Raw genomic sequence first — 24725 nt, 5'->3', positions numbered from 1 at the left:
GAGCGTCACACCAGTCGTGCAGGTGCGCCGTGACCCGGGCAGACGAGTCGGGGAGCGGACGCCGTGATCGCGGCGAGCGTCGCATCGGCCGCCGCGCGGTCGCTGATCAGAAGGCCCGGGAGGTGCACGAGACGCCCGCCGGCGACACGACCGGCGTCGCCGATGAACGCGACCCCGCGCCAGCGGACAAGGTGGTGCCCAGGCGTGTGGCCCGGCGCCGGGACGGCCACGACACCGGGTGCGACCTCCGTCTCTGCCGTGTCGGGGAGCGCGGTCAGGTCCGGCAGCTCGGAGCGGCCCAGCCACCCGCTCCGGAACATCGCGCGGCGCATGCGCGTGGGCGGCGGCTCCTCGCCGCGCAGGATCCGCGCGTCCGCGGCGCCCAGCCACACCCGCGCGCCCGTCGCGCGCTGCACGGCCGCCGCGCCGCCGACGTGGTCGGGGTCGTAGTGCGTGAGCACGACGTCGGTCACCCTCGGGATGCTGGCCGCCGCGAGTTCGGCGACCACGGCCTCCGCGCTCGACCGGAGTCCGGTGTCGACGAGCACCGCCCGGTCGTCCTCCTCGATCAGGTAGGCGTTGCCGGCGCGGGCGGACTGCAGCCGATGGACTCCGGGGATCACTTCGCGCATGAGTGGGATGCTAGTCCGCGTGCAGCCTCCCGACATCGCCGAGTTGAGACGCGACGCCCGCGAGCGCGCGCTCGCCCGTCCGCGGTGGCCGTTCGACGGCACGGTGTCGGAGGGCGCGGCCTCCGCGGTGCCGACGCGCCGCTACCAGCCGGCACGACCCGCGGCGGGCGGCACAGCCGTGGTCTTCCTCCACGGCGGTTTCGGTCTCTTCGGCGACCTGGAGCTGCAGGACGGGTACTGCCGCCGTATCGCAGGCGGCCTGCACGTCGTCGTGCTCTCGGTCGCCTACCGCCTCGCCCCCGAGGCGACGCTGACCGCGTCGGCGGCCGACGCGGTCGCGGCGGCGGACCTCCTCCGCGCGGACGGCTTCTCCCGCGTCGTGCTCTGGGGCGACTCCGCCGGCGGAACGGTCGCCCTCGCCGCCGCACGCGATGCACGGGCGGACGCTCTCGTGCTCACCAACCCGAACGTCGACCTCACGCTCGCCTCGTACGACGACGCCGCGCCGGGAGGCCCTGGCCGCGAGCTCTCCGAGTGGTCGTTCGCCCGCTGGGCCGGCGGCGGAAACCTCGCCGACGCTCCCGACCTCGCGGCCGACGTCCGCGGCCTGCCGCCCGTCTACGTCGCCGTCGGGCTCGGACGACTCCCTGCTCCCGGACGCGGAGCGCCTCGCCGCGACGTGCGCCGACGCGGGCGTCCCGGCCCGGCTGCGGATCGTCCTCGGCGCCGCCCACGGTTTCATGGGCGGGCCCGACCTCCCGGTCGCGGAGGACGTGATCGCGGAGGCCGGACGCTTCCACGACTTCTGAGCGCCCGGCGATCCATGAGCCGGATCGCACAATCCCATCCACGTCCCCTGTTGGACTTCTCGCCCGTTCCGGCGGAGGCTGGCGCCATGACTGACATGCAGTACACGCAGCTCGGCCGCTCCGGACTGAAGGTGTCGCGCCTCGTGCTCGGCACGATGAACTTCGGGCCGGAGACCACGGCGGAGGACTCGTACGGGATCATGGACGCCGCCCACGCGGCGGGCGTCAACTACTTCGACACCGCGAACGTCTACGGCCGCCATAAGGGTCACGGCGCGACCGAGACGATCGTCGGCGACTGGTTCGCCCAGGGCGACGGCCGCCGGGAGCGCACGGTCCTCGCCACCAAGCTCTACGGCGCGATGGGCGACTGGCCCAACGAGGGCAAGCTGTCCGCGCTGAACATCCGCCGCGCCCTCGACGCCAGCCTGAAGCGGCTGCAGACCGACTACATCGACATCTACCAGTTCCACCACGTCGACAGGGACACCCCGTGGGACGAGATCTGGCAGGCGATCGACGTCGCCGTCACGCAGGGCAAGATCCTGTACGCAGGTTCGAGCAACTTCGCCGGCTGGCACATCGCGACGGCCCAGGCGGAGGCCCGCAGGCGCGACCTCCTCGGCCTGGTCAGCGAGCAGTCCATCTACAACCTCCTCACCCGGCAGGTGGAGCTGGAGGTGCTTCCGGCCGCACAGGCGAACGGCGTCGGCGTGATCGCGTGGTCGCCGCTGCACGGCGGCCTGCTCGGCGGCGTACTGCGCAAGCAGAACGAGGGCCGGCGCCGCCTGGAGGGCCGCGCGGCGGAGACGCTCGCCACCCACCGCGACGCGATCGAGGCATACGAGTCGTTCGCGGCGGAACTGGGCCACGAGCCCGGCGACGTCGCCCTCGCGTGGCTGCTCACCCGCCCCGGTGTGACCGGCCCGATCATCGGCCCGCGCACCCGCGACCAGCTCGACGCCGCCATCCGCGCCCTCGACGTCCACCTGGACGACGCGGCGCTCACGCGGCTGGACGAGATCTTCCCCGGCCACAAGACGGCCCCCGAGGACTACGCCTGGTAGCCCTTCCCCCTTCCCCCTTTCCTCTCCCGCCGAGGGGCACGTTGTTGTCACTTTCGCGCACGAAAGGTGACAACAACGTGCCCCTCGCGCCCCACATGATTCGCACACGCAAGGAGAACGAATGAAGTACCGCGCACTGGCCGACCTGCAGGTGTCCGCGATCGGCCTCGGCGGAATGCCCATGTCGATCGAGGGCCGCCCCGACCGGGCCCGCTCGATCGACACCATCCATGCAGCGCTCGACGCGGGCGTCACCCTGATCGACACGGCCGACGCCTACCACCTCCACGCCGACGAGGTTGGGCACAACGAGGAGCTCATCGCCGAGGCGCTGCGCACGTGGAGCGGCGACGCCTCCACCGTCCTGGTCGCGACGAAGGGCGGTCACCTGCGCCCGGGAGACGGAAGCTGGACCGTCGACGGACGTCCCGAGCACATCCGGGAGGCCGCGCTGGAGTCCCTGCGCCGGCTCGGCGGCGACGCGCTCGGCCTGTACCAGTTCCACCGCCCCGACCCGGGCGTCCCGTACGCCGAGTCGGTCGGCGCCGTCCGCGACCTCCTCGACGAGGGGCTGATCCGCTACGCCGGGATCTCGAACGCCGACCCCGAGCAGATCCGCCAGGCGCAGGACATCCTGGGCGGCCGACTGGCCTCGGTGCAGAACCAGTTCTCGCCGGCCTTCCGCTCCAGCGAGCCCGAGCTGGAGCTGGCGGACGAGCGCGGAATCGCGTTCCTGCCCTGGAGCCCGCTGGGCGGCATCTCGAAGGCGAGCGGACTGGGCGACCGGTTCGCACCGTTCGCCGACGTCGCGTCCGCCCGCGGCGTGAGCCCGCAGGTCGTGGCCCTGGCCTGGCACCTCGCCCAGAGCCCGCGCGTCATCCCGATCCCGGGCTCGTCGCGGCCGAAGACGATTCTGGACTCCCTCACGGCGGTCGACGTGGAGCTCACGTCCGAGGAGCTGGCGACGCTGAACGCGGCGTAGCCTCCCGCGGGACGTCAGGCAGCGGTCGTGGAGGCATCGACGGGAGTCGGCGCCTCCACCCGCGCCAACTGCCGCAGGAACGCGGCCGCCGCCGGACTCGGCTCATCCGACACCGCCACGGCCACCGTCCACTCCGGCACGTCCCCGCTGAGCGCGACCGCCCGGAGCTGCTCCGGCCGCTTGCGCCCGAAGCTCGCCGGGACCACCGCGATGCCGAGGTTGTAGCCGACCAGGTCGAGCAGGGGGTGGACGTCGTTGACCTCCATCGCCGCGCGGTAGTCGAAGCCGGCCGCCGCGAACGCGCGCCTGGCCAGTGTCTGCGCGGCCCAGCCCTCCTGGAAGCCGACCAGCGGCTCGCCGCGCAGGGCCTCGATCGGGACGCTGTCCTGCGCCGCGAACGGGTGCTCCGGGTGGCAGAGCACGAGCAGCGACTGGGTGCTCAGCGGACGCAGGCGCACACCGCTCGGGGTGTGGCCGGTGTCGACGACCACGGCGACGTCCGCGCGGCCGCCGGCGACGGCCTCCACCAGCTCCTCCGACCCCGAGTACCGCAGCCGGACCTCCACGCCGGGGTTCGCCGTGCGGAAGGCCGCGAGCTCGGCCGGGAGGTCGACCGACCCGAGGCACGGTTCGGCGCCGATCGTCAGGCGGCCGCGCAGCAGGCCGCGGACGGCGGCCACGGCGTTGCGGGCCGCAGCGGCGCTGGCCAGCGTGCGCACGGAGTCCGCGAGCAGCGCCTGGCCTGCCGTCGTCAGCTCGACGCGGCGGGTGCTCCGGATGAAGAGCGACGTGCCCAGCTCCTGCTCCAGCGAGCGGATGGAGGCCGACAGCCCGGACTGGGAGATCTGCAGCAGCTCCGCCGCGCGCGTGAAGTGCCGCTCTTCCGCGACGGTGACGAAGTGCTCGAGCTGGCGAAGTTCCATTCAGCAATAGTACGTGTCAATCGCGCGGTCTCCATCACCCTGACGACTGGTCAATTCGGCACGAATGTCGACTCTGCGCGCTTCATTTTCGCGATTCGTGCCGAATCGGTGCCGCGCGGGCACAATGAGCACCATGCGCATCCTGCTGATCGGCGCCGGTGGCGTCGGAAACGCCATCGCGAAGATCGCCGCCCGCCGGTCGTTCTTCGAGTCCATCGTCGTCAGCGACTACGACCTGTCCCGGGCGGAGGCCGCAGTCGCGTGGATCCGCGAGCGGCACGGCGAGAACGTCGCCCGCCGCTTCACCGCGACCCGCATCGACGCCTCCGACCCGAGCTCGGTCGCGGCCGTCGCCCGCGAGCACCGCGCCACCCACGTCATGAACGCCGTCGAGCCCTCCTTCGTGGAGTCGATCTTCGCGGGAGCGCTCTCGGCGGGCGCCGACTACCTCGACATGGCGATGAGCCTCTCCCACCCGCACGAGACCGAGCCGTACCGCCGCACCGGCGTCAAGCTCGGCGACGCCCAGTTCGCGGAGAACCAGCGCTGGGAGGCCGCCGGCCGCCTGGCCCTGGTCGGCATGGGCGTCGAGCCGGGCCTGTCCGACGTGTTCGCCCGGTACGCCTCCGATGAGCTGTTCTCGCACATCGACGAGCTGGGCACGCGCGATGGCGCGAACCTCGTGGTCCGCGACGACGAGGGCAACGAGATCTTCGCGCCCTCCTTCAGCATCTGGACGACCATCGAGGAGTGCCTCAACCCTCCCGTGATCTTAGAGAAGCGCCGGCTGACCGAGGAGGGCGACGGCTGGTTCACCACCCCGCCGTTCAGCGAGCCGGAGGTCTTCGACTTCCCCGAGGGCATCGGCCCTGTCGAGTGCGTCAACGTCGAGCACGAGGAGGTGCTGCTGATGCCGCGGTGGCTGGACGCCGAGCGGGTGACCTTCAAGTACGGGCTCGGCGCGGAGTTCATCGGCGTCCTCAAGACGCTGCACCTGCTGGGGCTGGACTCCACGTCGCCCCTGCGGGTCCGCAGCGCGGCGGGCCCGGTGGAGGTCGCCCCGCGCGACGTGGTCGCCGCCGCCCTCCCCGACCCGGCCGGCATCGGCCCGCGGATGACCGGCAAGACCTGCGCCGGCGTGTGGGTGACCGGCACCGGGAAGGACGGCCTCCCGCGCAGCGTGTATCTCTACCACGTGGCCGACAACGAGTGGACGATGCGCGAGTACGACGCGCAGTGCGTGGTGTGGCAGACGGCGCTCAACCCGGTGATCGCGCTGGAGCTGCTCGCCAACGGGACCTGGACCGGCGCCGGCGTGCTCGGTCCGGAGGCGTTCCCGGCACGGCCGTTCCTGGAGCTGATGGAGCGGCCGGTGACCGAGGGCGGCTACGGGCAGGCCTGGGGGCTGCGGGAGCCCTGACCGCCGGCAGCTACAGGCGCAGCACGCTCGGGCGCGGAAGCCCGAGGTCTTCGAGCAAGTCGCCCAGCTTCCGGTCCAGCTCGTAGCCGGCCTGCGTGATCTTGTTGTTGCCGAACCCGCGCAGCGGCGCGCTCGGCTGCTCGACGCTGAGCACGGTGCGGCCTCCACCCGCGTCGTGCAGTTCGACGCGCAGCGGCGCATAGAGCAGCGCGCCCGCGTCGTGTCGGTACATCCGTGCGGCCGTCGCGTAGTCGCCGACGAGATAGCTGACGCTGGCCGTGTCGACGCCGCCCACCCGCATGACCGGGCGGGGGTCGTCGGTCCAGAACCGCACGAGGCCGTGCGTCCCGGGCCCCTCGAGCATGCGCGTCAGCGTCGACCAGTCCGCGCCCTGGTCCAGGAGGCCGCTCTGCAACCTCCGATCGAGCTCGGGCACCTGCTCCTCGAATGCGCGCCGGAGCTGGGCGAACGGCACCTCGGCCTCCAGCTCGATGCGCCGCGCCTCGACGGTGTGGATGCGCTCGGTCGCTTGGTACGTCACGCGACCACGGTGCCGGCGGCGGACGGCACCGCGAACGGCGGGACGCTCACGCCCTCGCTCAGCGCCTCCGCCGGGTCGGCGCCGACCGCGAGGATGCGGTTGCCGCCGTCGACGTGCACGACCGTCGGCACGAACTCCCGCGCCTCGGCGTTGTCGAGCTGCGCGTAGGAGATGACGATGACGGTGTCGCCGACTTCGGCCAGGTGCGCCGCCGCCCCGTTCACCCCGATGACCCCGCTGCCGCGCTCACCGGCGATCAGGTAGGTCTCGAACCGGGAGCCGTTGGTCACGTCGACGACGGCGACCTGCTCGCCGGGCAGCAGGTCGGCGGCCTCCATCAGGTCGAGGTCGACGGTCAGCGAGCCGACGTAGTGGAGGTCGGCGTGGGTGACGGTGGCGCGGTGGATCTTCGACTTGAACATGGTGCGGAGCACGGGACGTTCCTTTCGTGGCCTGGTATCCATTCTCCCGCGGTTCGGGGCGCACTCGTCCCGCGCGGGAGAATGGAGCGTGCACAACCTCGGACTCCTCTTCGACGTCGACGGCCCGATCGCCAGCCCCGTCACCCGGACCATCGCCATCCGCAGCATCGTCACCGACCTGGTCGCGATGACGGCCGCGGGCGTGCCGATCGCGTTCATCACCGGCCGCTCCGGCGACTTCATCCGCCACCAGGTGGTCGCTCCGCTGTGCGACGCGGGCCTGGGCGACGCGCTGGAGTCGCACGGCGCGCGGATGTTCGGCGTGTTCGAGAAGGGCGGCGCGTGGGCGCCGATCACGGGTGACGGGATGGGTGAGGTCGCGGTCGACGCGTCGGTCGCCCTCCCCGCTGCGGCGGTCGACGGCATCCGGACGCTGGTCCGGGAGCGTTTCGCCGACACGATGTTCTTCGACGAGACGAAGCGCGCGATGATCTCCGTCGAGCAGCGCACCGATGTCGACGCGGAGACGTACCAGGAGGCCCAGTCCCGTTTCCAGGACGCCGCCTTCGACCTCCTGACCGGCCTGGGCCTCGGGCTCCGCTACGGCGAGCGCGTCGTCCCGGACGCTGCGGGGGATGTTCCCTTCCGCATCGACCCGACGATCATCTCCACCGACATCGAGTCCGTGCTGCTCGACAAAGACCGCGGCGCCCAGCGCGCGTTCGACTACTTCGCCGAGCGCGGCGCGCTGCCGCACCGCTGGAGGTCGATCGGCGACTCCCGCAGCGACTACAAGATGGCCGACTACGTCCACAGCACCGGCCGGGAGGTCGCCCACGTGGATGTGCGGCCGGCCGACGGTGTGCTGGACCGGCCGTACGAGGTCATCACGATCGGCGACGCTGTGCACGACACCGCCGGAGCGGAGTTCCTCGCGCACTGGCGGCGCGAGCTGGGGCTGGACGAGGACTAGGCGGCCTCCGCGCGTCACGCCGCGCGGCCGCGCACCGTCGCGATCGACTCCCGCATCTCCCGTGCGAGTTCGAGCCCACCGGCGGCCTCCGCCGCCATCAGCGCCTCGGCCTGGTCGGCGTCCGCCGCCGTGAACCACGACGCGATCGTCACGCCGTGTCCCGGCCGCCGCACGACCTCCACCGCGTCGCCCGCGCCCACCGTCCCGGCGTGCACGACCGACAGGTACGCGCCCACTCGCCCCGCCTCGCTGAACCGGCGCACCCACTGCGGCTCGCCCATCCGGCGCTGGAACGTCGCGCACGGAGTGCGCGGACAGGTCACCTCGACCACCAGCTTCTCGCCGATCCGCCAGCGCTCGCCGATCTCGGCGCCGTCGACGTCCAGGCCGGACGTCCGCAGGTTCTCGCCGAAGAGCCCGGGCGGGATGGGCCGGCCGAGCTCCGCGGCCCACCACGCGGCGGCCTCGTCGGCGTACGCGTAGAGCGCCTTCGTGGAGCCGCCGTGGTGCTTGCGGTCGGCCTGCACGTCGCCGTAGAGTCCGAGCCCGCGCACCTTGAGCCGTGACTCCACCGGCTGCTTGTCGATCGCCGTCACACCCACGTTGCCGTCATCCGGCCGCAGCTGCGCTACCCGGCACACCGCAAGAACCCGAGCCCCGTCACCCCGTTCACCCATGCCCCCAGTATGCCCGCACGCGCCCGCGCCCCGCTCCCGTCGGCAACGGAGGAGATCCGGCCACACCGGCCGCCGATCTCCTCCGTTCACTGCTACGCCACGGAGTGTCGCTCGCGATCTCCTCCGTTGCCGACGGGCTCTACCGCACCCCGCGCATCATCCGCAGCACCCACGGACTCATCACCGCCAGCACCACGCCGATCACCACCGCGACCGCGCCGATCACCCCGAAGTAGATGCCCTCCGTCGCCGGCGAGTACAGCTTCGCGAGCTGCCCCGACATCGCCGTCCCCAGCGCCACCGACAGGAAGTACAGCGCCACCATCTGCGCCTGGAACGCGTGCGGCGCCAGCTTCGTCGACGCCGACAGGCCGACCGGCGAGATCAGCAGCTCCGCGATCGTGAAGACGAGCAGGATGCCGATCATCGCGAGCAGCGGCGTGCTGTTCGCTCCGCCGCCGACCCAGAACAGGAAGAGGAAGAACGCCAGGCCCATGACGACCGTCCCGGCCGCGAACTTCAGCGGCGTCGACGGCTGCTTCGCACCCCACTTGGTCCAGATCGCCGCGAAGACGCCGGACAGGATGATGACGAAGATCGGGTTGATGGACTGCACCCACGAGACCGGGAACTCCCACCCGAACAGCATCCGGTCGAGCCGCTTGTCGGAGTAGATCGTCACCACTGTGAACTGCTGCTGGTACAGCGACCAGAACGCCGCGTTCGTGATGAAGAGCGGGATGAAGGCGACGATCCGGCTGCGCTCCGTGCCGCTCAGCAGCTTCGAGCTGAGGATGACGACGAAGTAGGCGATCGCCGCGACGATGGTGATGCCGATGACCCAGAGGGCGAGGTTGATCGCGTTGATGAGCCCGGTGAGGACGAGGGCGACGATGACGATGACGCCGGCCACGCCGATCCCGATCACCAGCGGGAGACGCGTGCGCGGCAGCGGGTGCGGCACCTCGCGCGCGAGATCGGGGAGGCGCTTGCGACCCAGCGAGTACTGGATGAGGCCGATCGCCATCCCGACCGCGGCGAGCGCGAAGCCCCAGTGGAAGCCGAGCGTGGACTGCAGCAGCCCGGTCAGCAGCGGCCCGAAGAACGCGCCCAGGTTGATGCCGAGGTAGAAGAGCGAGAACCCTGCGTCACGACGGGAGTCGTGCTCGTCGTAGAGCGTCCCGACGATGCGCGTCGCGTTCGCCTTCAAGCCACCGCTGCCGACGGCGACCAGGAGGAGACCGACGATCACGCCGGCGACACCGGGCAGCAGGGCGAGAGAGATGTGCCCCGCCATGATGACGACAGCACTCCAGAACAGCACCCGCTCGGAACCGAACAGCCGGTCCGCCAGCCACGCACCGAGGATCGTGGAAAGGTAGACCGCACCGCCATATGCGCCGACGATGCCGGCAGCGGTCGCCTGGTCGATCCCGAGGCCGCCCTTGGCCGTGCTGTAGTACAAGTAGATGAGAAGGATGCCCTGCATCCCGTAGAAGGAGAACCGCTCCCACATCTCCACCCCGAAGATGTTGGCGAGCGAGCGCGGCTGCCCGAAGAACCCGTGACTGGAGTCGGTGGGGGCGGTGGTGGTGGCGGTCGCTCCGCCGTCCTCCGCTTCGCCTTCGGGTCCGTTGGATCTGTGGGTGTTACTCATGGCGCCCATGTTGCCACTACCCGACGCAGAGGTGAACCCCGGGATTCACATTCTGTACGTAAGACTCCACAGGAGGATAACCACCTTCACCTCTCCCCCAACTCCCGCAGCACCCCCTCCAACTGCTCCACCGCCCAGTCGAGGTCCCCCGGCTCCACCACGATCGGCGGCGCCAGCCGGATGGTCGAGCCGTGCGTATCTTTCGCGAGCACCCCGCGCTCCATCAGCAGCTCGCACACCTCGCGCCCCGTGGCGAGCGCAGGGTCGATGTCGATGCCCGCCCAGAGGCCCGCGCCGCGCACTTCCTGCACTCCGTGGCCGATCAGCCGCGCCAGGTCGCCGTGGAGGCGGCGGCCGAGGAGTTCGGCTCGCTCCTGGGGCTCACCGGTCGCGAGCAGTGCGACGACGGCGCGGCCGACCGCGGCGGCCAGCGGGTTCCCGCCGAACGTCGACCCGTGCTCGCCCGGGTGGAGGACGCCCAGCACGTCGCGGTTCCCGACGACCGCCGACACCGGGACGATCCCGCCGCCGAGCGCCTTGCCGAGCAGGTAGAGGTCGGGCACGACACCCACCAGGTCGCACGCGAACGTCGCCCCGACCCGTCCGAGACCCGACTGGATCTCGTCGGCCACCAGGAGAACGCGTCGCTCGTCGCACAGCGCGCGCAGTGCGGGGAGGAACGACGGCGGCGGCACGACGACACCCGCCTCGCCCTGGATCGGCTCCACCAGCACCGCGACCGTGTCGGCGTCGATCGCGTCGGCGACGGCGGCGGCGTCCCCGTACGGCACGCTGCGGAATCCCGGCGTGTACGGTCCGAACCCGTCACGCGCATCCGGATCGTCGGAGAAGCTCACGATCGTGGTGGTCCTGCCGTGGAAGTTGCCCGCCATCACGACGATGTTCGCGCGCCCGTCCGGCACGCCCTTCACCCGGTAGCCCCACGCCCGCGCCACCTTGATCGCGGTCTCGACGGCCTCCGCGCCCGTGTTCATCGGCAGCACCATGTCCTTGCCGGCGAGCGCGGCGAGCTCGGTGACGAACGGGCCGAGCTGGTCGTTGTGGAAGGCGCGGCTGGTGAGCGTGATCCGGTCGAGCTGGGCACGTGCGGCGTCCAGCAGCAGCGGGTTGGAGTGGCCGAAGTTGACGGCTGAGTACGCGGCCAGGCAGTCCAGGTAGCGGCGGCCGTCGATGTCGGTGACCCAGGCGCCCTGTCCTTCCGCGATGACGACGGGGAGCGGATGGTAGTTGTGCGCCGCGTGCTCGTCCTCGAGCGCGATCGCCTGGGCCTGGCGCCCCGTCGGCGCGGGGGTGGACGGGTGGATGCGGTGGGCGACGGTGTCGGTCATGGTCGTCCTCTCTGGGTCGTGCGGCACGCCATCGTGCGGCAGGTCGTCGTGCGGAGGTCGGCGACGGGCCCAGCCGTCGCGGGCAGGCGTCATCGCCGGCCGGGACGTCACGGCGCGCCACCGAAGCTGTGAGCTAGTCTCACACGCGGATGTCGGCGATTGGCTGCGTCTTCGCGCACGAAATCGCCGCACAAGGCCACGATTCGCAGCATTCGTGCGGGCATTTCGAGACGAACGCAACCCGATTCACCATCGCGCTCATCCGTTGCGAAATCGCGCACGATTCCCGCGTAACCTCCACCTCCGCGCAAAGATTCACCGTATGCTTGCGCCGTGGACAACCTCGATCGCAGCATCCTCGACCTGCTCCGTCAGAACGCGCGCGCCGGCTACGGCGACATCGGCGGGGTCGTCGGCCTGTCCGCTTCGGCGGTCAAGCGCCGCGTCGACAAGCTGGTCGGGGACGGCGTCATCCGCGGCTTCACCATCCAGGTGGACCCGGCCATCGACGGGATGAGCACCGAGGCCTACGTCGAGCTGTTCTGCCGCGGCACCGTCTCACCCGAGGAGCTGCTGCGCATCCTCTCCGCGGTCCCGGAGGTCGTCGACGCGGGCACCGTCACCGGAAGCGCCGACGCGATCGTCCACATCCGCTCGCGCGACATCCCGAGCCTGGAGGCCGCACTCGAGAAGGTGCGCCTGGCGCCGAACGTCGACCACACCCGCAGCGCGATCGTCCTCTCCCGGCTCATCAACCGCGGCAACAGCTGACGTCGCGAATCTTCTATCCGCCGGTGGCCGACGGGTGGATGCTGTCCCCATGACCACGACAGCACGAGCGACCATCCACGTCGACGTCCCGCGCGCCGACGTCTGGCACGCCATCACCGACCCCGACACGATCGCGCGCTACCTGTTCGGCAGCCGCGTGGAGACAGACTGGCAGGAAGGCAGCCCGATCCGCTACCGCGGCGAGTGGGAGGGCAAGCCGTACGAGGACAAGGGCACGATCCTGGAGGTCGTCCCCGGCGAGCGCCTCGTCTCCAGCTACTACAGCCCGCTGAGCGGCAAACCGGACGTTCCGGAGAGCTACCAGACCGTCTCCTACCTGCTCGCCGACGACGCAGGCGGCACCGAGGTGACCATCACCCAGGACGGCTGCGCCGACACGGCGGAGGCCGAGCGGATGAGCGAGAACTGGGGCATGACGTTGGGCTCGCTCAAGTCCGTGGTGGAGGAAACCTGACGACCGTTCTGCGAAAACATTCAGCAGACGTCAAGCCGCCGACCCTCCGATCCGAGCGCGACCACGGCGATCAGTGGCACGATGGGCGCATGAAGCTGCTCGTTGTCGAAGACGATCCGGACATGGGAGGCCTCGTCGAGCGGGGTCTCGCCGCCGAAGGATACGACGTCACCCTGGTCACCAACGGCGTCGACGCCCTCATCGCGCTGCGCGGGGACACCTTCTCCGCCGCCGCGATCGACGTCATGCTGCCCGGGATGAGCGGCTTCGAGCTGTGCCGGCACATCCGGGAGGCCGCCAACCCGATGCCGATCCTGCTCCTCACGGCGCGCGACGCCATCGAGGACCGCGTGCACGGCCTCGACTCGGGCGCCGACGACTACCTGACCAAGCCGTTCGCGTTCGCCGAGCTGGCCGCGCGTGTGCGCGCGCTGCTGCGCCGGGAACCGACCGGGATGCGGCCGCAGGTCAGCGTCGGCCGGCTCACCATCGACTCGCACGAGCACCAGGCGCTGGTCTCCGGGCACGAGATGCCGCTCAGTCGCCGGGAGTTCACTCTGCTCCGGCTGTTCGCCACGAACCCCGACAAGACGCTGTCGCGCGCCGACATCCTCGAGTCGGTGTGGGGCACGACGGACAACATCGGCACCAACGTCATCGACCAGTATGTCTCCTACCTGCGCAAGAAGCTCGACCTGGCGGGCGCGGGCCTGTCCATCGTGACGGAGCGCGGCCGCGGCTACCGGCTGGACGCGAAGAACGCACTGGAGTCGAAGGGCGACAAGACCGAGGCCAAGGCGACGACGGAGACGCCGGCGCCGTGACCTGGCTGCGGCGCCTGTCGATCTCCGCGCGCATCACGATCGGCAGTCTCATCGTCGCCACCCTGTTCGGCCTGGTCGCGGTGGTGGTCATCCGGGTGGGGGTGTCCTCCATCCTCCACAACGCGACCGTCACTCTCCTCAACAACGACGTCACCGCCCCCGCCGCGTCGGTGCTGGCGAACCCGTCCGGGCCGTTCGACCTGCCCGGCGGCGGCCAGGAGCTCGGCATCGTCGACTCGAACGGCGTCATCCTCGACTCCACGCTGCCGACGGGGCTGGAGAACCGGATCGACCACCTGCTGTCCTTCCCGCCCTCGGCGACGACGGTGCAGATCCAGGACGACACCTACGAGGTGCTCGTGAAGCCGGTGGTCACCAAGCGCGGCACGATGCACGTGGTCGCCGCGCGCAACGACGAGACCACCTCGCTCATCCTCGACCGCCTCACCCTCGCGCTGCTGATCGGCGCCGGTGTGCTCATCTTCGGTTTCGGCGGGGCGTCGTGGCTGCTGGCCCGCACAGCGCTGAGACCGGTGAGCCGGATGCGCGAGCAGGCCGACCGGATCGCCGGCGGCGAGCCGACGGGGACCGATGACGCCGCGGGCCTGCTGACGGTGGGCCCGGCCCAGGACGAGCTGTCCGAGCTGGCGACCACCCTGAACGACCTGATCCGCCGGCTGCGGGCGTCCGCCGACCGCGAGCGGCAGATGGTGTCGGACGCCAGCCACGAGCTGCGCACGCCGCTGGCCGTGCTGCGCGGACAGTTGGAGCTGGCCGAGCTGGACGCGGGCGACGCCGACGCGCTGCTGGACGACATCCGCTCCTCCCACTCGACCGCCCTGCGCCTGGGCACGCTCGCCAACAACCTGCTGGAGCTCTCGCGGATCGAGGCCGGCCCGTCCAGCGGCCGCATCGATTGGCGCACGCTGGTGGACGAGTTGACCGACGCGATCGACCGCGCTCGACTCCTGGTCAGCAGCGCCGAGGATGTCGGCTCGATCTCGGTGGACTTCGAGTACGACCCCAAGCGTCGACCGAGCGCGGACGCCAGGGTTGCGCTCTCGCCCACGGACTTCGGGCGCATCCTCGACAACCTGCTCGGCAACGCGATCACGGCGATCCGCGCCAGGGACGCCCGCTCGGACACCGGGCCGGTGCCGCGGTTGAGCGACGTAGTGGACGGCCCGATCGAGGTCGTGCCGCCGGAGCCGCGGCCGGCCGCGGTGGAGGATGTCGTGAGCGCCCGCGCTGCGCGTGGAGCCGGAGTGGGTGGTGCTCACCGTGCACGACTCGGGCCCGGGGATGCCGGAGGAGTTCATCCCGGTGGCCCTTGACCGCTTCACCCGCGCCGACGGGGCCCGCACCACCTCCCGCGCCGGTGGAGGCGGCGGCCTCGGCCTGGCGATCGTGGCGGCGCTGGCAGGCGCAGCGGGAGGCTCGGTCCAGCTTGCGAACGCGCCGACCGGCGGTCTCGTGGTGACGGTGCGGCTGCCGCTCGTCCGGGTCTGACGCGGGACTGACGCGGGTCGACGGGCGCGCAGAAGTGCCGCCGCGTCAGTGCCCGGTGTGGTCGGAGTCCACTCCCGCGTCCGGCCCCTCGTCCAGGCTGTCGATCGCCGCGATGTCGTCCGCGTCGAGTTCGAAGTCGAAGACCGCGAGGTTCTCCGCCATCCGCTCGGGGTTGCGCGACTTCGGGATGGCGACGAGGCCGTTCTGGACATGCCAGCGGAGCACGATCTGCCCCACAGTGCGGTCGTGCTTCGCCGCGACCTCCGCGAGCACCGGCGCCGCGAGCAGGTCGCCGGAGCCGCCGATCGGGCTCCACGACTCGGTGACGATGCCGTGCTCTGACCCGTACGCGCGCTGCTCGCGGCGCGGGATGGCCGGGCTGAGCTGGATCTGGTTGACCGCGGGCGTCACCCCGGTCTCGGCGATGAGCCGGTCGATGTGGCCGGGCTTGAAGTTGGAGACGCCGATCGCGCGCGCCTTGCCGCTCTCCTGGAGCCGGATGAAGGTCTCCCAGGTGGACACGTACCGGTCGCGTCCGGGCAGCGGCCAGTGGATGAGCAGGAGGTCGACGTAGTCGAGTCCGAGCCGTCCGAGGCTCGCGTCGAGCCCGGCGACGGCGCGGTCGTCGCCCTGGTAGCCGCCGTCGAGCTTGGTCGTGACGAACCATTCCTCGCGGTCGAGCCCGCTGCCGCGCACGCCCCGGCCGACGCCGGTCTCGTTGCCGTACTTGGCCGCGGTGTCGACGTGGCGGTAGCCGAGCCCGGCCGCCGCGACGACGGCGCGCTCGACCTCCGCGTCGTCGAGCGGCCAGGTCCCGAGGCCGAGCTGCGGGATGCTGGTCCCGGCGTTGAGGGGGATCGCGGGCACGGCGGCTGTGGGCGGGTTCTCGGTCATGCGCCTCAGCGTAGCCCCGGGTAAGGTGGCGCTCATCGGAAGGAGTGCCATGCCCGCCACACCCCCGCCGGACCCCGGCCCGCCGACCGACGTCCCGCTGCCGTCCGATCCGGACGCCGTCGCCCTCGCCGTCGAGGCCGCCATCGAGGCCGAGGACCTCGCCCTCCTGCGGCGACTCGCCGACGCCGGCAGCTCCGACGCCGAGGATGCCCTGGTCGAACTCGCCGCCGAGCGCGGCGATCTCGACGAGCTGCGCCGGCTGGCGGCTCTCGGCAACCGCGACGCCGCCGACGAACTCCTCGAGCTGGAGGAAGAGGAGGAGTAGCGCGTCGCTTCAGCGGTTCCGATCGCCGGTTACGGCATGATCGACACCATGCACACGATGGCGCAGCAGAAGCTTCGGACGGAGCTGATGCGCCGCATGAACGACGACTGGCATCTCGACGGCGATCTGCGCGCCGAGGAGATGTGGCTGCGCCATCTCGTCATGCCGCCGCCCTGGCGCATGGCGTTGGAAGTGATCAACCCACTGGTGTGGCTCCCGGCCCTCCTCACGGCGGGCTTCCTCACCGGCTCGACGTACCCGACCGTCTACCGCCGCATGCACGTGTGGGTCAGCGATAACGGCGACCTCCATCGCCGCACGACCGGCAGCATCCCGGCGCGCTGGCCGCAGTCGCACTCGTGGGAGCTGCCCGACGGCCCGGTAACCCCCTAGATCACCCCTTCCGAGAACGTCGTCGGGTTGCCGAAGCGGTGGTTGGTGATCGAGATGGCCTGCTCGTGGAGGAACGGCAGGACCTCGATCCGCCCGGACGGGGTGACCGCACCGCTGTGGACAGCGACGTCCGGCGTCCCGCCGAGAGCCGTCGCGAGCGCCACCGGGTCACCGCCGATGAGGCGGATGCGGTGGGCCGCGATACGGCGGCCCCGCACGCGCGACAGCCAGTGCTCGTCCGTCTCGACCACGACCTCCACCTCACGGGCCTTGAGGAGCTGCTGCGTTCCGCGCGGCAGCGCGATGCTCGTGCTCACCGTGAACGCCGACCGCGCGACCGTCGCCGCCGCCATCACGCGCAGCAGCTCGGGCAGGCCGCTGCCCTCCGAGAGCCGGATGGCGACCGGGACCGGCCGGTAGCGGAAGATGTCCCGCTCCACCCCGAGCGCGGAGACGTCCTTCGCCTGGTGGTACTCGGTGGCCACCGCGATCGCGTCGCTGAGCGCCGAGCGGCGGACGAGGTCGAACGCGGGGTAGTCCATCGATGACTGCCCGGATTCGATCAGGTCCTGGACACGGGGCTCCAGACCGCGCAGGTGGAGGCTGGAGCTGGACGCGCCCGACTCCGGCTGCCAGGAGCCGAGGCCGAGCAGGTAGTTGGGGCCGCCCGCCTTGGTGCCGGCGCCGACCGACGAGCGCTTCCAGCCGCCGAACGGCTGACGCCGCACGATCGCACCCGTGATGCCGCGGTTGACGTAGAGGTTGCCCGCTTCCACCGTCTCGAGCCACTGCGCCAGCTCGTCGGAGTCGAGCGAGTGGAGGCCGGCGGTGAGGCCGTACTCGATCGCGTTCTGGTACCGGATCGCCTCTTCGAGGCTGCTCGCGGTCATGATCCCGAGCACCGGGCCGAAGAACTCGGTGAGGTGGAAGTAGGTCCCCGGCTGCACGCCGGTGCGGATGCCCGGTGACCACAGGCGGCCGGTGTCGTCGAGGGGGCGCGGCTCGACGAGCCATTCCTCGTCGGCGCCGAGGGTGGTCAGCGCGTGCAGCAGCTTGCCGGATGCGGGCTCGATCAGCGGCCCCATCTGGCTCACCGGGTCCTGCGGGTAGCCGACGCGCATGCTCTTCGTCGCGTCCACCAGCTGGTTGCGGAAGCGTTCGGAACGCGCTGCGGAGCCGACGAGGATGACCAGGCTCGCCGCCGAGCACTTCTGCCCGGCGTGGCCGAACGCGCTCTTCACGATGTCGGCCACGGCGAGGTCGTAGTCGGCGCTCGGCGTGACGATGATGGCGTTCTTGCCGCTCGTCTCGGCGAGCAGCGGGAGCTCCGGCCGCCAGGAACGGAACAGCTTGGCCGTCTCATACGAGCCGGTCAGGATGACGCGGTCGACGCGGGGGTCCGCCACGAGCCGCCGCCCGAGGTCGTTCTCCGCGACGTCGACGAGCGCGAGCAGGTCCTGCGGGATGCCGGCCTCCCACAGCGCCTCGACCATGACGGCCGCGGCACGACGTGCCTGCGGGGCCGGCTTGATGACGACACCGCTGCCCGCGGCGAGCGCCGCCAGCACGCCGCCGGCGGCGATCGCGACGGGGAAGTTCCACGGTGGCGTGACGACCGTCAGCGCGGAGGGCACGAACACCGCGCCCTGCACCGCGTCGAGCTCGCGCGCGAGCGAGGCGTAGTAGTGCGCGAAGTCGACGGCCTCGCTCACCTCGACGTCCGCCTCGGCGATCGTCTTGCCCGTCTCACTCGCCATGACCTCGATCAGGCGGTCGCGGTTGGCCTCCAGCGCGTGCCCCGCCCGGTCGAGGACGGCTCCGCGCTCGGAGCCCGGCCGGGTGCCCCACGCGGCGCCCGACGAGCGGACGGCGGTCAGGATGCGGTCGAGGTGACCGGCGTCCGTGACCTCCGCCGCCGCGATGGTGTTGACGCCCAGGTCGCTGGTGGCCGAGCGGGCCAGGATGCGCCGCCCCCACGCCCGGTTCGCCGCGAGCGACGGGTCGGTGTCCGCGGTGTTCTGGAATCCGGTCGAAGCGGCGCCCGCGACGGCGGGCGGCTCCAGCGTGACCCCACCCGACCCCCGGGTCAGCCCCAGCACGACGCTGGTGAGCCCCTCCTCCGGCGCTGCCGAGCCACTGCCGAGCGACGCCTCCGCGTCCACCGCAGGCGGTCGCGTGAACGACTCCGCCGTCTCCTGCTCCCACTCGCGCGAGCGGTCCTGCTGCCGGTTGGGCAGCGGAGCCGCCCCGCGCGGCGAGGCGTCCGCCGCCAGCTCGGCGACCGACGCCAGGAAGCGGTCCCGCTCCCGGTCGAACAGCCCGCGGTCCGAGCCCAGCTCGAACACGGCCGACATGAAGTTCTCCTGGCTCGCGTTCTCTTCCAGCCGGCGGATGAGGTACGAGATCGCGACATCGAACTCGCCCGGGTCCACCACGGGCGTGTAGAGCAGGAGCTGCCCGACCGTGCGCTTGACGGCCTCCGCCTGCTCCGTCGCCATGCCGAGAAGCATCTCGAAGTCGATGCGGCCGGTCACGCCGCGGTGCGAGGCGAGTAGCCAGGCGTACGCGACGTCGAACAGGTTGTGCCCGGCGACGCCGATCTTGACGGCGTCGGCGTGCTCCGGGGTCAGCGCCCAGTCGAGGACGCGCTTGTAGTTGGTGTCGGTCGCCTGCTTGCTCCCGTAGGTCGCGAGCGGCCAGCCGTGGATCGCTGCGTCCACGCGCTCCATCGCGAGGTTCGCGCCCTTCACGACGCGAACCTTGATGGGCGCGCCGCCCTGGGCGCGGCGCTGCGCGGCCCACTCCGTCAGCCCCTGGAGTGCGTCCAACGCGTCGGGGAGGTACGCCTGGAGGACGATCCCCGCCTCCAGCCCGAGCAGCCCCGGGCGGCCGAGGATGCGCTCGAAGACCGCGATCGTGAGGTCGAGGTCGCGGTACTCCTCCATGTCGAGGTTGATGAACTTGGGCGACGGCGAGGCCGCGGCGAGCTCGTACAGCGGCACGAGCCGCTCCACGACCCGGTCGACCGTCTCGTCGAACGACCACATCGAGAGCTGGGAGGCGATGGACGACACCTTGATGGAGACATAGTCCACGTCGTCGCGGGACAGGAGCGCACGCGTGCCCTCCAGCCGCCGAGCGGCCTCCTCCTCGCCCAGCACGGCCTCGCCGAGCAGGTTGAGGTTGAGGCGCGCGCCGTGCCCTTCCGGGTCCCTCGGCGAGCGCAGGTGCGCGATCGCCGGCCCGAGCTTTTCGGGCGTCGCATCGACCACCAGGTGCCCGACCATGCTGCGCAGCACGCGCCGCGCGATCGGGATGACGACCCACGGCAGCACCGGCCCGAAGACTCCGCCGAGCCAGATGGCCGCGCGCATGTACCAGGGCAGGAAGGCCGGGATCTTCTTGGCGACCCGCTGGAGGTTGTATCCGGCCACGAACAGGTCCTGCGGCCGTGCCACACCGTCGACGAACCCGACCGCGAAGTCGAGCCCGCGCGGGTCGCGCAGCACGCCGGCCAGTCGCTCGGCGGCGGGATCGCGCGGTGCGGCCTGGCCGCTGCGGGCGCTCTCGGCGAGCCAGCGCCGGACGAGCTCGACGGCCTCCTGAGCCAGTTGCGCGGGCGGCACACCTCGCCGGCAGCGTGCGCGCCGGCCACAGGCGCGCTCGGCGCCTCGGTCCGCAGCGTGCGTGCGTCGTCCGTGTCTTCAACCATGTCCACGACTGTATTCCTCGCTCCTGAGGCGATGCGCGATGTCCGGGAATCCGTGGATAAGTCGCAGTCGCCGATGCCTGTGGATACATTCTCGACGTGGTTTACCATCGGCAATAGCGAACGTTTCCGAACAATATCGTTCACCTAGACCGAATGGTTGGCATGCTCGACATCCGCAGACTCCGCCTCCTCCACGAACTGAGGATCCGCGGCACCGTCGCCGGCGTCGCGGCGGCCCTCTCCTACAGCCCGTCCTCCGTCTCCCAGCAGCTCGCCACGCTGGAGCACGAGGCAGGCGCCGTCCTCCTCGTGAAGTCCGGACGCCGCCTGCAGTTCACGCCGCAGGGCGAGTTGCTCGCCCAGCGCGCCGCCGCCATCCTCGACGCCCTCGACTCCGCGGAGGCCGCCGTCGCCGGCTCCGCCGCGACCGTGGCCGGGGTCGTCCGAGTCGCGGTCTTCCAGTCCGCCGCCCACGCGATCCTCCCTGCGGCAGTCGCGGCCCTCGCCCGCGACTACCCCGAACTGCGGGTGGAGGTCACCGAGCGGGAGCCCGAGCAGGGCCTCTTCGACGTCTCGGCACGTGACTTCGACCTCGCCGTCGCCGAGCAGTACCCCGGCAGCACCCGACCGCTCCGCGCGGACCTCGACCGCACCGCACTGGCCGCCGACGGCATCCACCTCGCCACCTCGGCCGACCGCGCCGCGCGCATCCGCGCGACCTCCCTCACGCACGCCGCCGACCTCCCGTGGGTGCTGGAGCCGGAGGGGACGGTGTCGCGCACCTGGGCCGTCCAGCTCTGCCGCGCCGCCGGCTTCGAGCCGGATGTGCGGTTCGAGACCGCCGACCTGGTGACGCACATCCGGCTGGTCGCGTCGGGCAACGCGGTCGGCCTCCTCCCCGACCTGGTCTGGGCCGGCGCGCGGCCCGAAGTGGCGCTCCTCCCCCTCCCCGGATCGCCCCGGCGCACCATCTTCACGTCCGCGCGGCGCTCGTCGGCGTCGGCCCCCGGCGTGGTCGCCGCCCGCCGGGCGCTGGCCGAGGCGGTGCCCCCGGAGCACATCCCTTAGGCTCTGAGCCATGACCGACCCCGCAGCCTCTCCCGCAGCCGCGAGCCACGATGTCGTGATCGTCGGCGGCGGGCACAACGGCCTCACTGCCGCCGCCTACCTCGCCAAAGCAGGACGCAGCGTCATCCTGCTCGAGCGACTGGACGACGTCGGCGGCGCGGCCGTGAGCGCCCAGGCGTTCCCCGGCGTGGAGGCCCGGCTGTCGCGCTACTCCTATCTGGTCAGCCTGCTGCCGCAGCGGATCATCGAAGACCTCGGCCTCGACATCCGGCTGGCCCGGCGGCGCTACTCCTCCTATACGCCGGTGCCCGGCGACCCCGATGGCGCGGGCCTCCTCATCGACAACACCGATGCGGAGGCCACCGCTGCGTCCTTCGCCCGGATCGGCGCCGCCGACGACGCCGAGGCGTTCGACCGCTTCTACGAGTCCACGGGCGCCGTGGCCCGCGCGCTCTGGCCCACGGTCACCGAGCCTCTGCTCACCCGCAGCGAGGCGAAGGCCCTCGTCGGTGACGACGAGCTCTGGGACGCGCTCATCGAGCGCCCGATCGGCGGCTTCATCGAGTCCCGCCTCCGCAACGACCTCGTGCGCGGCGTCGCGGCGACGGACGCGCTGATCGGCACGTTCGCCAGCGTCGACAGCCCCGACCTGTCCCAGAACCGCTGCTTCCTCTACCACGTGATCGGTCAGGGCACCGGCGAGTGGGACGTCCCGGTCGGCGGCATGGGCTCGGTGACCGGCGAGCTGGCCCGCGTCGCCCGCGAGGCAGGCGCGCGCATCGTCACGGGCGCGGAGGTCACCTCCATCAGCCCGGACGGCACCGTCTCCTACACGCGCAACGGCCACGAGCGCCGGGTGGACGGCGGCACCGTGCTCGTCAACGTCGCTCCGGATGTGCTCGACCGCCTCCTGGGCGAGACCGCCGACCCGCCCCGTCCGCGCGCGGAGGGCGCCCAGGTCAAGGTCAACCTCCTCCTGGAGCGGCTGCCGCGGCTGCGCGACGAGTCGGTGGACCCGGCCGCGGCGTTCGGCGGCACGTTCCACATCAACGAGACGCTCACGCAGCTCGAGTCCGCCCACGACGGGATGCTGCGCGGCGTGATGCCGGAGCTCCTGCCCTGCGAGATCTACTGCCACACGCTCGCGGACCCGAGCATCCTGGACCCCGAGCTCGCGGAGAGCGGCGCGCACACCATCACGGTGTTCGGCCTGCACACCCCCGACCGCTGGCTGACCGACGACAACAACGACGCCACCCGCCAGCGGCTCCAGGACGCCGTGCTCGCCTCCCTGAACTCGGTGCTGGCCGAGCCGGTCGAGAGCCTCCTGCTCACCGACGGCGACGGCAACCCGTGCATCGAGACGAAGACCACCCGCGACCTCGAGCACGCGCTCAACATGCCGGGCGGCAACATCTTCCACGGACCGCTGTCCTGGCCGTTCGCGGAGGACGGCGACGACCTGCGCACCCCGGCCGAGCGCTGGGGCGTCGCGACACGGCACCCGCGCATCCTGCTCTGCGGCTCGGGAGCGCGCCGCGGCGGCGCGGTGAGCGGGCTCGGCGGCCACAACGCGGCGATGGCGGTCCTGGAGGGCTGATCGCACTCGCCTGCGATGTCTGGCCTTCGAGGACTGGAAGGACTCGCACGCGACACCCAGGCGTGGCCCCCTGCCGGAATCGCGAACCGGTGACTAGTGTGTGGATCACGAGGGGGACTCTGTAGGAGGTCACCATGATGCCGCAGCCGACAGGACGACTCGTACGCAAGGACGACGGAGTGTACGTGGTGCTCGACCGCATCTTCAAAGCTCCGATCGAGGAGGTGTGGACCTACTTCAGCAGGTCTCCCCGGCTTGCCGAGTGGATCGGGGAGTACACCGGCACGGGCTCGACCGGCGCGGTCAAGTTCCGGATGAACGCCGAGGGCGACGGCGCGGAGTGGCAGAACGTCGCCGTCATGCTCTGCGACGCCCCGCACCGCCTCCACGTCGACGTCGGCCAAGCGCCGGACTCGCTCGTGATGTTCGTCCACCTGACCGAGGCGAGCGGTCACACGACCGTCACTTTCGGCCAGCGCCTGCGCGCGGTCGGCACCTCGGCGGACTACTGCATCGGCTGGGACTACTACCTCGACCGCCTCGTGGCGGCGCACAACGGCAAGCCGCTGCCGAGCTGGGACGACTACTACCCGGCGATGCGCGAGCACTACGAGACGCTGTGCCGCGAGCTGGACCACGACATCCGCGTCGAGCACCAGACCGCGCAGCGGAACGGCACCACCGGCTGAGCACTCCTGCGCCGGCTGCAGCTCCGGCCGCCGCTCAGTGCCAGCGGTGGTCCTGCAGCGTGATGCGCGGCCCCCGGCGCTGGAACCGGAACCCGCTGGCCAGGATCAGCCGCACGACGCGCTGACGCTGGCCGAGCCACGGCTCCAGCAGTTCGAGCATGCCGTCGTCGTCCACGCGCGAGCCGGTGAGCGCCTCGCCGACCTGATGCGCCAGGTGGTAGTCGCCGACGCTGACCAGGTCGGGATGCGCGTGCGAGCGCTGCAGGGTCTCGGCCGCGGTCCACTGCCCGACGCCGGAGATGGTGCGGAGGGCGGTCTCCGCGGCGTCGAGGGAGGCGGCGGCGCCGATCGCGCGCTCCAGCGACGGAGCCAGCACGAGCACCGCCTGGACGGCACGGGCGCGCCGCGGATCCACCCCGGCGCGATGCCAGTCCCACGACGGGATGCCGCGCCACTGCTGGAGCGTGGGCACCACCCGCATCCCCTCCGGCGCGGGCCCCGGCGCCGGCTCGCCGTACCAGCGCAGCAGCCGCGCCCAGGAGCGGTAGGCCTCCAGGCTGGTGACCCGTTGCTCGATGATCGCCGGGAGGAGCGCCTCCAGCACGAGCCCCGTGCGCGTCAGACGGAGCCCGGGGTTGCGATGCAGGCTCTGCCTCAGCAGCGGATGCGACCCGACGTCGAGCGCCGACCAGTCGTCGCCGCGGCCGAGCAGCCCGGGCACTGCGGAGATCACCCAGTGCGCGCCGGGACCCCACGCCGCCGCCGCGACACTGCCGTCGGCCGCGGGCCGGAGGACGCGGAGCGTCGCAGGCCCCTCCGGTGTGCGCCAGGTGCGCCACATCCCGCCGAGGTCCCAGGTGGTCGTCGGGTCGTACGCCCCGCGGCCGAGCTGGCCCAGCGTGCCGGAGAGGTCCAGTGGACCGTCCGGGCGGTACACGGTCTCCACGGCGCGCCCGGAGGGGGCGTCGGCGGGGAGCACGGCGGTCATGCACGGCATGCTACGTCACGCGGCT

General features: G+C 71.7%; 24 protein-coding genes and 1 pseudogene. 15 read left to right on the top strand and 10 right to left on the bottom strand.

Annotation, left to right across the window (positions count from 1 at the left end):
• Positions 1–5: 5 nt before the first annotated feature.
• The gene (locus ABH923_RS12035; protein WP_370055599.1) at positions 6–632 is read right to left on the bottom strand and encodes an MBL fold metallo-hydrolase; all 627 of its coding nucleotides are present in this window, start codon (positions 630–632) and stop codon (positions 6–8) included.
• Here ABH923_RS12035 and ABH923_RS12030 point away from each other — a divergent pair.
• The 3 genes and pseudogenes from ABH923_RS12030 to ABH923_RS12020 form a co-directional block, all read left to right on the top strand.
• Positions 631–1254: pseudogene (locus ABH923_RS12030) on the top strand (alpha/beta hydrolase fold domain-containing protein); the annotation flags it as partial. The gene ABH923_RS12035 and the pseudogene ABH923_RS12030 sit on opposite strands and share 2 nt — an antisense overlap.
• A 282-nt stretch (positions 1255–1536) precedes the next feature.
• Complete coding sequence (locus ABH923_RS12025) at positions 1537–2508, top strand: aldo/keto reductase (RefSeq protein WP_370057352.1); 972 nt, start codon at positions 1537–1539, stop codon at positions 2506–2508.
• A gap of 121 nt (positions 2509–2629) precedes the next feature.
• A complete protein-coding gene (locus tag ABH923_RS12020) occupies positions 2630–3490 on the top strand; it encodes an aldo/keto reductase (protein WP_370055598.1) in 861 nt (286 codons plus the stop codon).
• 14 nt (positions 3491–3504) lie between these two features.
• Here ABH923_RS12020 and ABH923_RS12015 read toward each other — a convergent pair whose 3' ends face one another.
• Complete coding sequence (locus ABH923_RS12015; protein WP_370055597.1) at positions 3505–4413, bottom strand: LysR family transcriptional regulator; 909 nt, start codon at positions 4411–4413, stop codon at positions 3505–3507.
• A gap of 133 nt (positions 4414–4546) precedes the next feature.
• Here ABH923_RS12015 and ABH923_RS12010 point away from each other — a divergent pair, with 133 nt between their 5' ends.
• Positions 4547–5833: a saccharopine dehydrogenase C-terminal domain-containing protein gene (locus ABH923_RS12010; protein ID WP_370055596.1), complete on the top strand. Its 1287-nt coding sequence runs from the start codon at positions 4547–4549 to the stop codon at positions 5831–5833.
• A gap of 10 nt (positions 5834–5843) precedes the next feature.
• Here the strand turns inward: ABH923_RS12010 and ABH923_RS12005 are convergent, their stop codons facing one another.
• Both ABH923_RS12005 and panD read right to left on the bottom strand, forming a co-directional pair.
• Positions 5844–6374: a hypothetical protein gene (locus tag ABH923_RS12005; protein ID WP_370055595.1), complete on the bottom strand. Its 531-nt coding sequence runs from the start codon at positions 6372–6374 to the stop codon at positions 5844–5846.
• Positions 6371–6808, bottom strand: coding sequence for an aspartate 1-decarboxylase (panD, locus tag ABH923_RS12000; protein ID WP_370055594.1), 438 nt, complete (start codon positions 6806–6808; stop codon positions 6371–6373). Before panD ends, ABH923_RS12005 begins: the two co-directional genes overlap by 4 nt.
• Before the next feature lie 76 nt (positions 6809–6884).
• Here panD and ABH923_RS11995 point away from each other — a divergent pair, with 76 nt between their 5' ends.
• Positions 6885–7769 carry a hypothetical protein gene (locus tag ABH923_RS11995; protein WP_370055593.1) on the top strand — a complete coding sequence of 295 codons (885 nt, stop codon included), beginning with the start codon at positions 6885–6887 and terminating at the stop codon, positions 7767–7769.
• Between the two features lie 14 nt (positions 7770–7783).
• Here ABH923_RS11995 and ABH923_RS11990 read toward each other — a convergent pair whose 3' ends face one another.
• The 3 genes from ABH923_RS11990 to rocD form a co-directional block, all read right to left on the bottom strand.
• Positions 7784–8446 (bottom strand): MOSC domain-containing protein, encoded by a 663-nt coding sequence (locus tag ABH923_RS11990; RefSeq protein WP_370055592.1) that lies wholly within the window; start codon positions 8444–8446, stop codon positions 7784–7786.
• 139 nt (positions 8447–8585) lie between these two features.
• Positions 8586–10103 carry a peptide MFS transporter gene (locus ABH923_RS11985; RefSeq protein WP_370055591.1) on the bottom strand — a complete coding sequence of 506 codons (1518 nt, stop codon included), beginning with the start codon at positions 10101–10103 and terminating at the stop codon, positions 8586–8588.
• An 86-nt stretch (positions 10104–10189) separates the two neighbouring features.
• Positions 10190–11452, bottom strand: coding sequence for an ornithine--oxo-acid transaminase (gene rocD, locus ABH923_RS11980; protein WP_370055590.1), 1263 nt, complete (start codon positions 11450–11452; stop codon positions 10190–10192).
• 333 nt (positions 11453–11785) lie between these two features.
• Here rocD and ABH923_RS11975 point away from each other — a divergent pair, with 333 nt between their 5' ends.
• The 5 genes from ABH923_RS11975 to ABH923_RS11955 all read left to right on the top strand — a co-directional run bounded on the left by ABH923_RS11975 (position 11786) and on the right by ABH923_RS11955 (position 15031).
• Entirely contained in the window at positions 11786–12223 is a 438-nt protein-coding gene (locus ABH923_RS11975) for an Lrp/AsnC family transcriptional regulator (protein WP_345839942.1), read from the top strand.
• A gap of 49 nt (positions 12224–12272) precedes the next feature.
• Positions 12273–12698: an SRPBCC family protein gene (locus ABH923_RS11970; protein ID WP_370055589.1), complete on the top strand. Its 426-nt coding sequence runs from the start codon at positions 12273–12275 to the stop codon at positions 12696–12698.
• Positions 12699–12787: 89 nt separating this feature from the next.
• Positions 12788–13522: a response regulator transcription factor gene (locus ABH923_RS11965; RefSeq protein ID WP_370055588.1), complete on the top strand. Its 735-nt coding sequence runs from the start codon at positions 12788–12790 to the stop codon at positions 13520–13522.
• On the top strand, positions 13519–14856 hold the full coding sequence (locus ABH923_RS11960; RefSeq protein ID WP_370055587.1) for a histidine kinase dimerization/phospho-acceptor domain-containing protein: 1338 nt from the start codon (positions 13519–13521) through the stop codon (positions 14854–14856). The genes ABH923_RS11965 and ABH923_RS11960 overlap by 4 nt, the downstream gene beginning before the upstream one ends.
• Entirely contained in the window at positions 14825–15031 is a 207-nt protein-coding gene (locus ABH923_RS11955) for an ATP-binding protein (RefSeq protein ID WP_370055586.1), read from the top strand. The genes ABH923_RS11960 and ABH923_RS11955 overlap by 32 nt, the downstream gene beginning before the upstream one ends.
• Before the next feature lie 45 nt (positions 15032–15076).
• Here the strand turns inward: ABH923_RS11955 and ABH923_RS11950 are convergent, their stop codons facing one another.
• Complete coding sequence (locus ABH923_RS11950) at positions 15077–15925, bottom strand: aldo/keto reductase (protein ID WP_370055585.1); 849 nt, start codon at positions 15923–15925, stop codon at positions 15077–15079.
• Between the two features lie 49 nt (positions 15926–15974).
• Between ABH923_RS11950 and ABH923_RS11945 the strand changes: the two genes are divergently transcribed.
• Both ABH923_RS11945 and ABH923_RS11940 read left to right on the top strand, forming a co-directional pair.
• The gene (locus tag ABH923_RS11945) at positions 15975–16250 is read left to right on the top strand and encodes a hypothetical protein (RefSeq protein ID WP_370055584.1); all 276 of its coding nucleotides are present in this window, start codon (positions 15975–15977) and stop codon (positions 16248–16250) included.
• Positions 16251–16286: 36 nt separating this feature from the next.
• Complete coding sequence (locus ABH923_RS11940; protein ID WP_370055583.1) at positions 16287–16643, top strand: hypothetical protein; 357 nt, start codon at positions 16287–16289, stop codon at positions 16641–16643.
• On the opposite strand, the gene ABH923_RS11935 is transcribed toward ABH923_RS11940, so the two are convergent.
• On the bottom strand, positions 16640–20269 hold the full coding sequence (locus ABH923_RS11935) for a proline dehydrogenase family protein (protein WP_370055582.1): 3630 nt from the start codon (positions 20267–20269) through the stop codon (positions 16640–16642). The two genes, ABH923_RS11940 and ABH923_RS11935, sit on opposite strands and share 4 nt — an antisense overlap.
• A 248-nt stretch (positions 20270–20517) precedes the next feature.
• Here ABH923_RS11935 and ABH923_RS11930 point away from each other — a divergent pair, with 248 nt between their 5' ends.
• The 3 genes from ABH923_RS11930 to ABH923_RS11920 all read left to right on the top strand — a co-directional run bounded on the left by ABH923_RS11930 (position 20518) and on the right by ABH923_RS11920 (position 23712).
• A complete protein-coding gene (locus tag ABH923_RS11930; protein ID WP_370055581.1) occupies positions 20518–21423 on the top strand; it encodes a LysR substrate-binding domain-containing protein in 906 nt (301 codons plus the stop codon).
• Between the two features lie 10 nt (positions 21424–21433).
• Positions 21434–23023, top strand: coding sequence for a phytoene desaturase family protein (locus ABH923_RS11925; RefSeq protein ID WP_370055580.1), 1590 nt, complete (start codon positions 21434–21436; stop codon positions 23021–23023).
• A 134-nt stretch (positions 23024–23157) separates the two neighbouring features.
• Complete coding sequence (locus ABH923_RS11920) at positions 23158–23712, top strand: SRPBCC domain-containing protein (protein ID WP_370055578.1); 555 nt, start codon at positions 23158–23160, stop codon at positions 23710–23712.
• A gap of 34 nt (positions 23713–23746) precedes the next feature.
• On the opposite strand, the gene ABH923_RS11915 is transcribed toward ABH923_RS11920, so the two are convergent.
• Positions 23747–24700: a DNA-3-methyladenine glycosylase gene (locus tag ABH923_RS11915; RefSeq protein WP_370055576.1), complete on the bottom strand. Its 954-nt coding sequence runs from the start codon at positions 24698–24700 to the stop codon at positions 23747–23749.
• Positions 24701–24725: the final 25 nt, after the last annotated feature.

The organism is Leifsonia sp. EB41 (genome assembly GCF_041262565.1).
Classification (GTDB): Bacteria; Actinomycetota; Actinomycetes; order Actinomycetales; family Microbacteriaceae; genus Leifsonia.
This window is presented reverse-complemented; position numbering and strand designations above follow the sequence as displayed.

Coding starts and splice junctions, on each gene's coding strand:
- ABH923_RS12020 (WP_370055598.1), top strand. CDS start 2,630: ATGAAGTACCGCGCACTGGCCGACCTGCAGGTGTCCGCGATCGGCCTC.
- rocD (WP_370055590.1), bottom strand. CDS start 11,452: ATGACCGACACCGTCGCCCACCGCATCCACCCGTCCACCCCCGCGCCG.
- ABH923_RS11950 (WP_370055585.1), bottom strand. CDS start 15,925: ATGACCGAGAACCCGCCCACAGCCGCCGTGCCCGCGATCCCCCTCAAC.
- ABH923_RS11965 (WP_370055588.1), top strand. CDS start 12,788: ATGAAGCTGCTCGTTGTCGAAGACGATCCGGACATGGGAGGCCTCGTC.
- ABH923_RS12010 (WP_370055596.1), top strand. CDS start 4,547: ATGCGCATCCTGCTGATCGGCGCCGGTGGCGTCGGAAACGCCATCGCG.
- ABH923_RS11920 (WP_370055578.1), top strand. CDS start 23,158: ATGATGCCGCAGCCGACAGGACGACTCGTACGCAAGGACGACGGAGTG.
- ABH923_RS11945 (WP_370055584.1), top strand. CDS start 15,975: ATGCCCGCCACACCCCCGCCGGACCCCGGCCCGCCGACCGACGTCCCG.
- ABH923_RS11970 (WP_370055589.1), top strand. CDS start 12,273: ATGACCACGACAGCACGAGCGACCATCCACGTCGACGTCCCGCGCGCC.
- ABH923_RS12035 (WP_370055599.1), bottom strand. CDS start 632: ATGCGCGAAGTGATCCCCGGAGTCCATCGGCTGCAGTCCGCCCGCGCC.
- ABH923_RS11915 (WP_370055576.1), bottom strand. CDS start 24,700: ATGACCGCCGTGCTCCCCGCCGACGCCCCCTCCGGGCGCGCCGTGGAG.
- ABH923_RS11930 (WP_370055581.1), top strand. CDS start 20,518: ATGCTCGACATCCGCAGACTCCGCCTCCTCCACGAACTGAGGATCCGC.
- ABH923_RS11925 (WP_370055580.1), top strand. CDS start 21,434: ATGACCGACCCCGCAGCCTCTCCCGCAGCCGCGAGCCACGATGTCGTG.
- ABH923_RS11955 (WP_370055586.1), top strand. CDS start 14,825: ATGCCGGAGGAGTTCATCCCGGTGGCCCTTGACCGCTTCACCCGCGCC.
- ABH923_RS11990 (WP_370055592.1), bottom strand. CDS start 8,446: ATGGGTGAACGGGGTGACGGGGCTCGGGTTCTTGCGGTGTGCCGGGTA.
- ABH923_RS11940 (WP_370055583.1), top strand. CDS start 16,287: ATGATCGACACCATGCACACGATGGCGCAGCAGAAGCTTCGGACGGAG.
- ABH923_RS12015 (WP_370055597.1), bottom strand. CDS start 4,413: ATGGAACTTCGCCAGCTCGAGCACTTCGTCACCGTCGCGGAAGAGCGG.
- ABH923_RS12025 (WP_370057352.1), top strand. CDS start 1,537: ATGCAGTACACGCAGCTCGGCCGCTCCGGACTGAAGGTGTCGCGCCTC.
- ABH923_RS11985 (WP_370055591.1), bottom strand. CDS start 10,103: ATGAGTAACACCCACAGATCCAACGGACCCGAAGGCGAAGCGGAGGAC.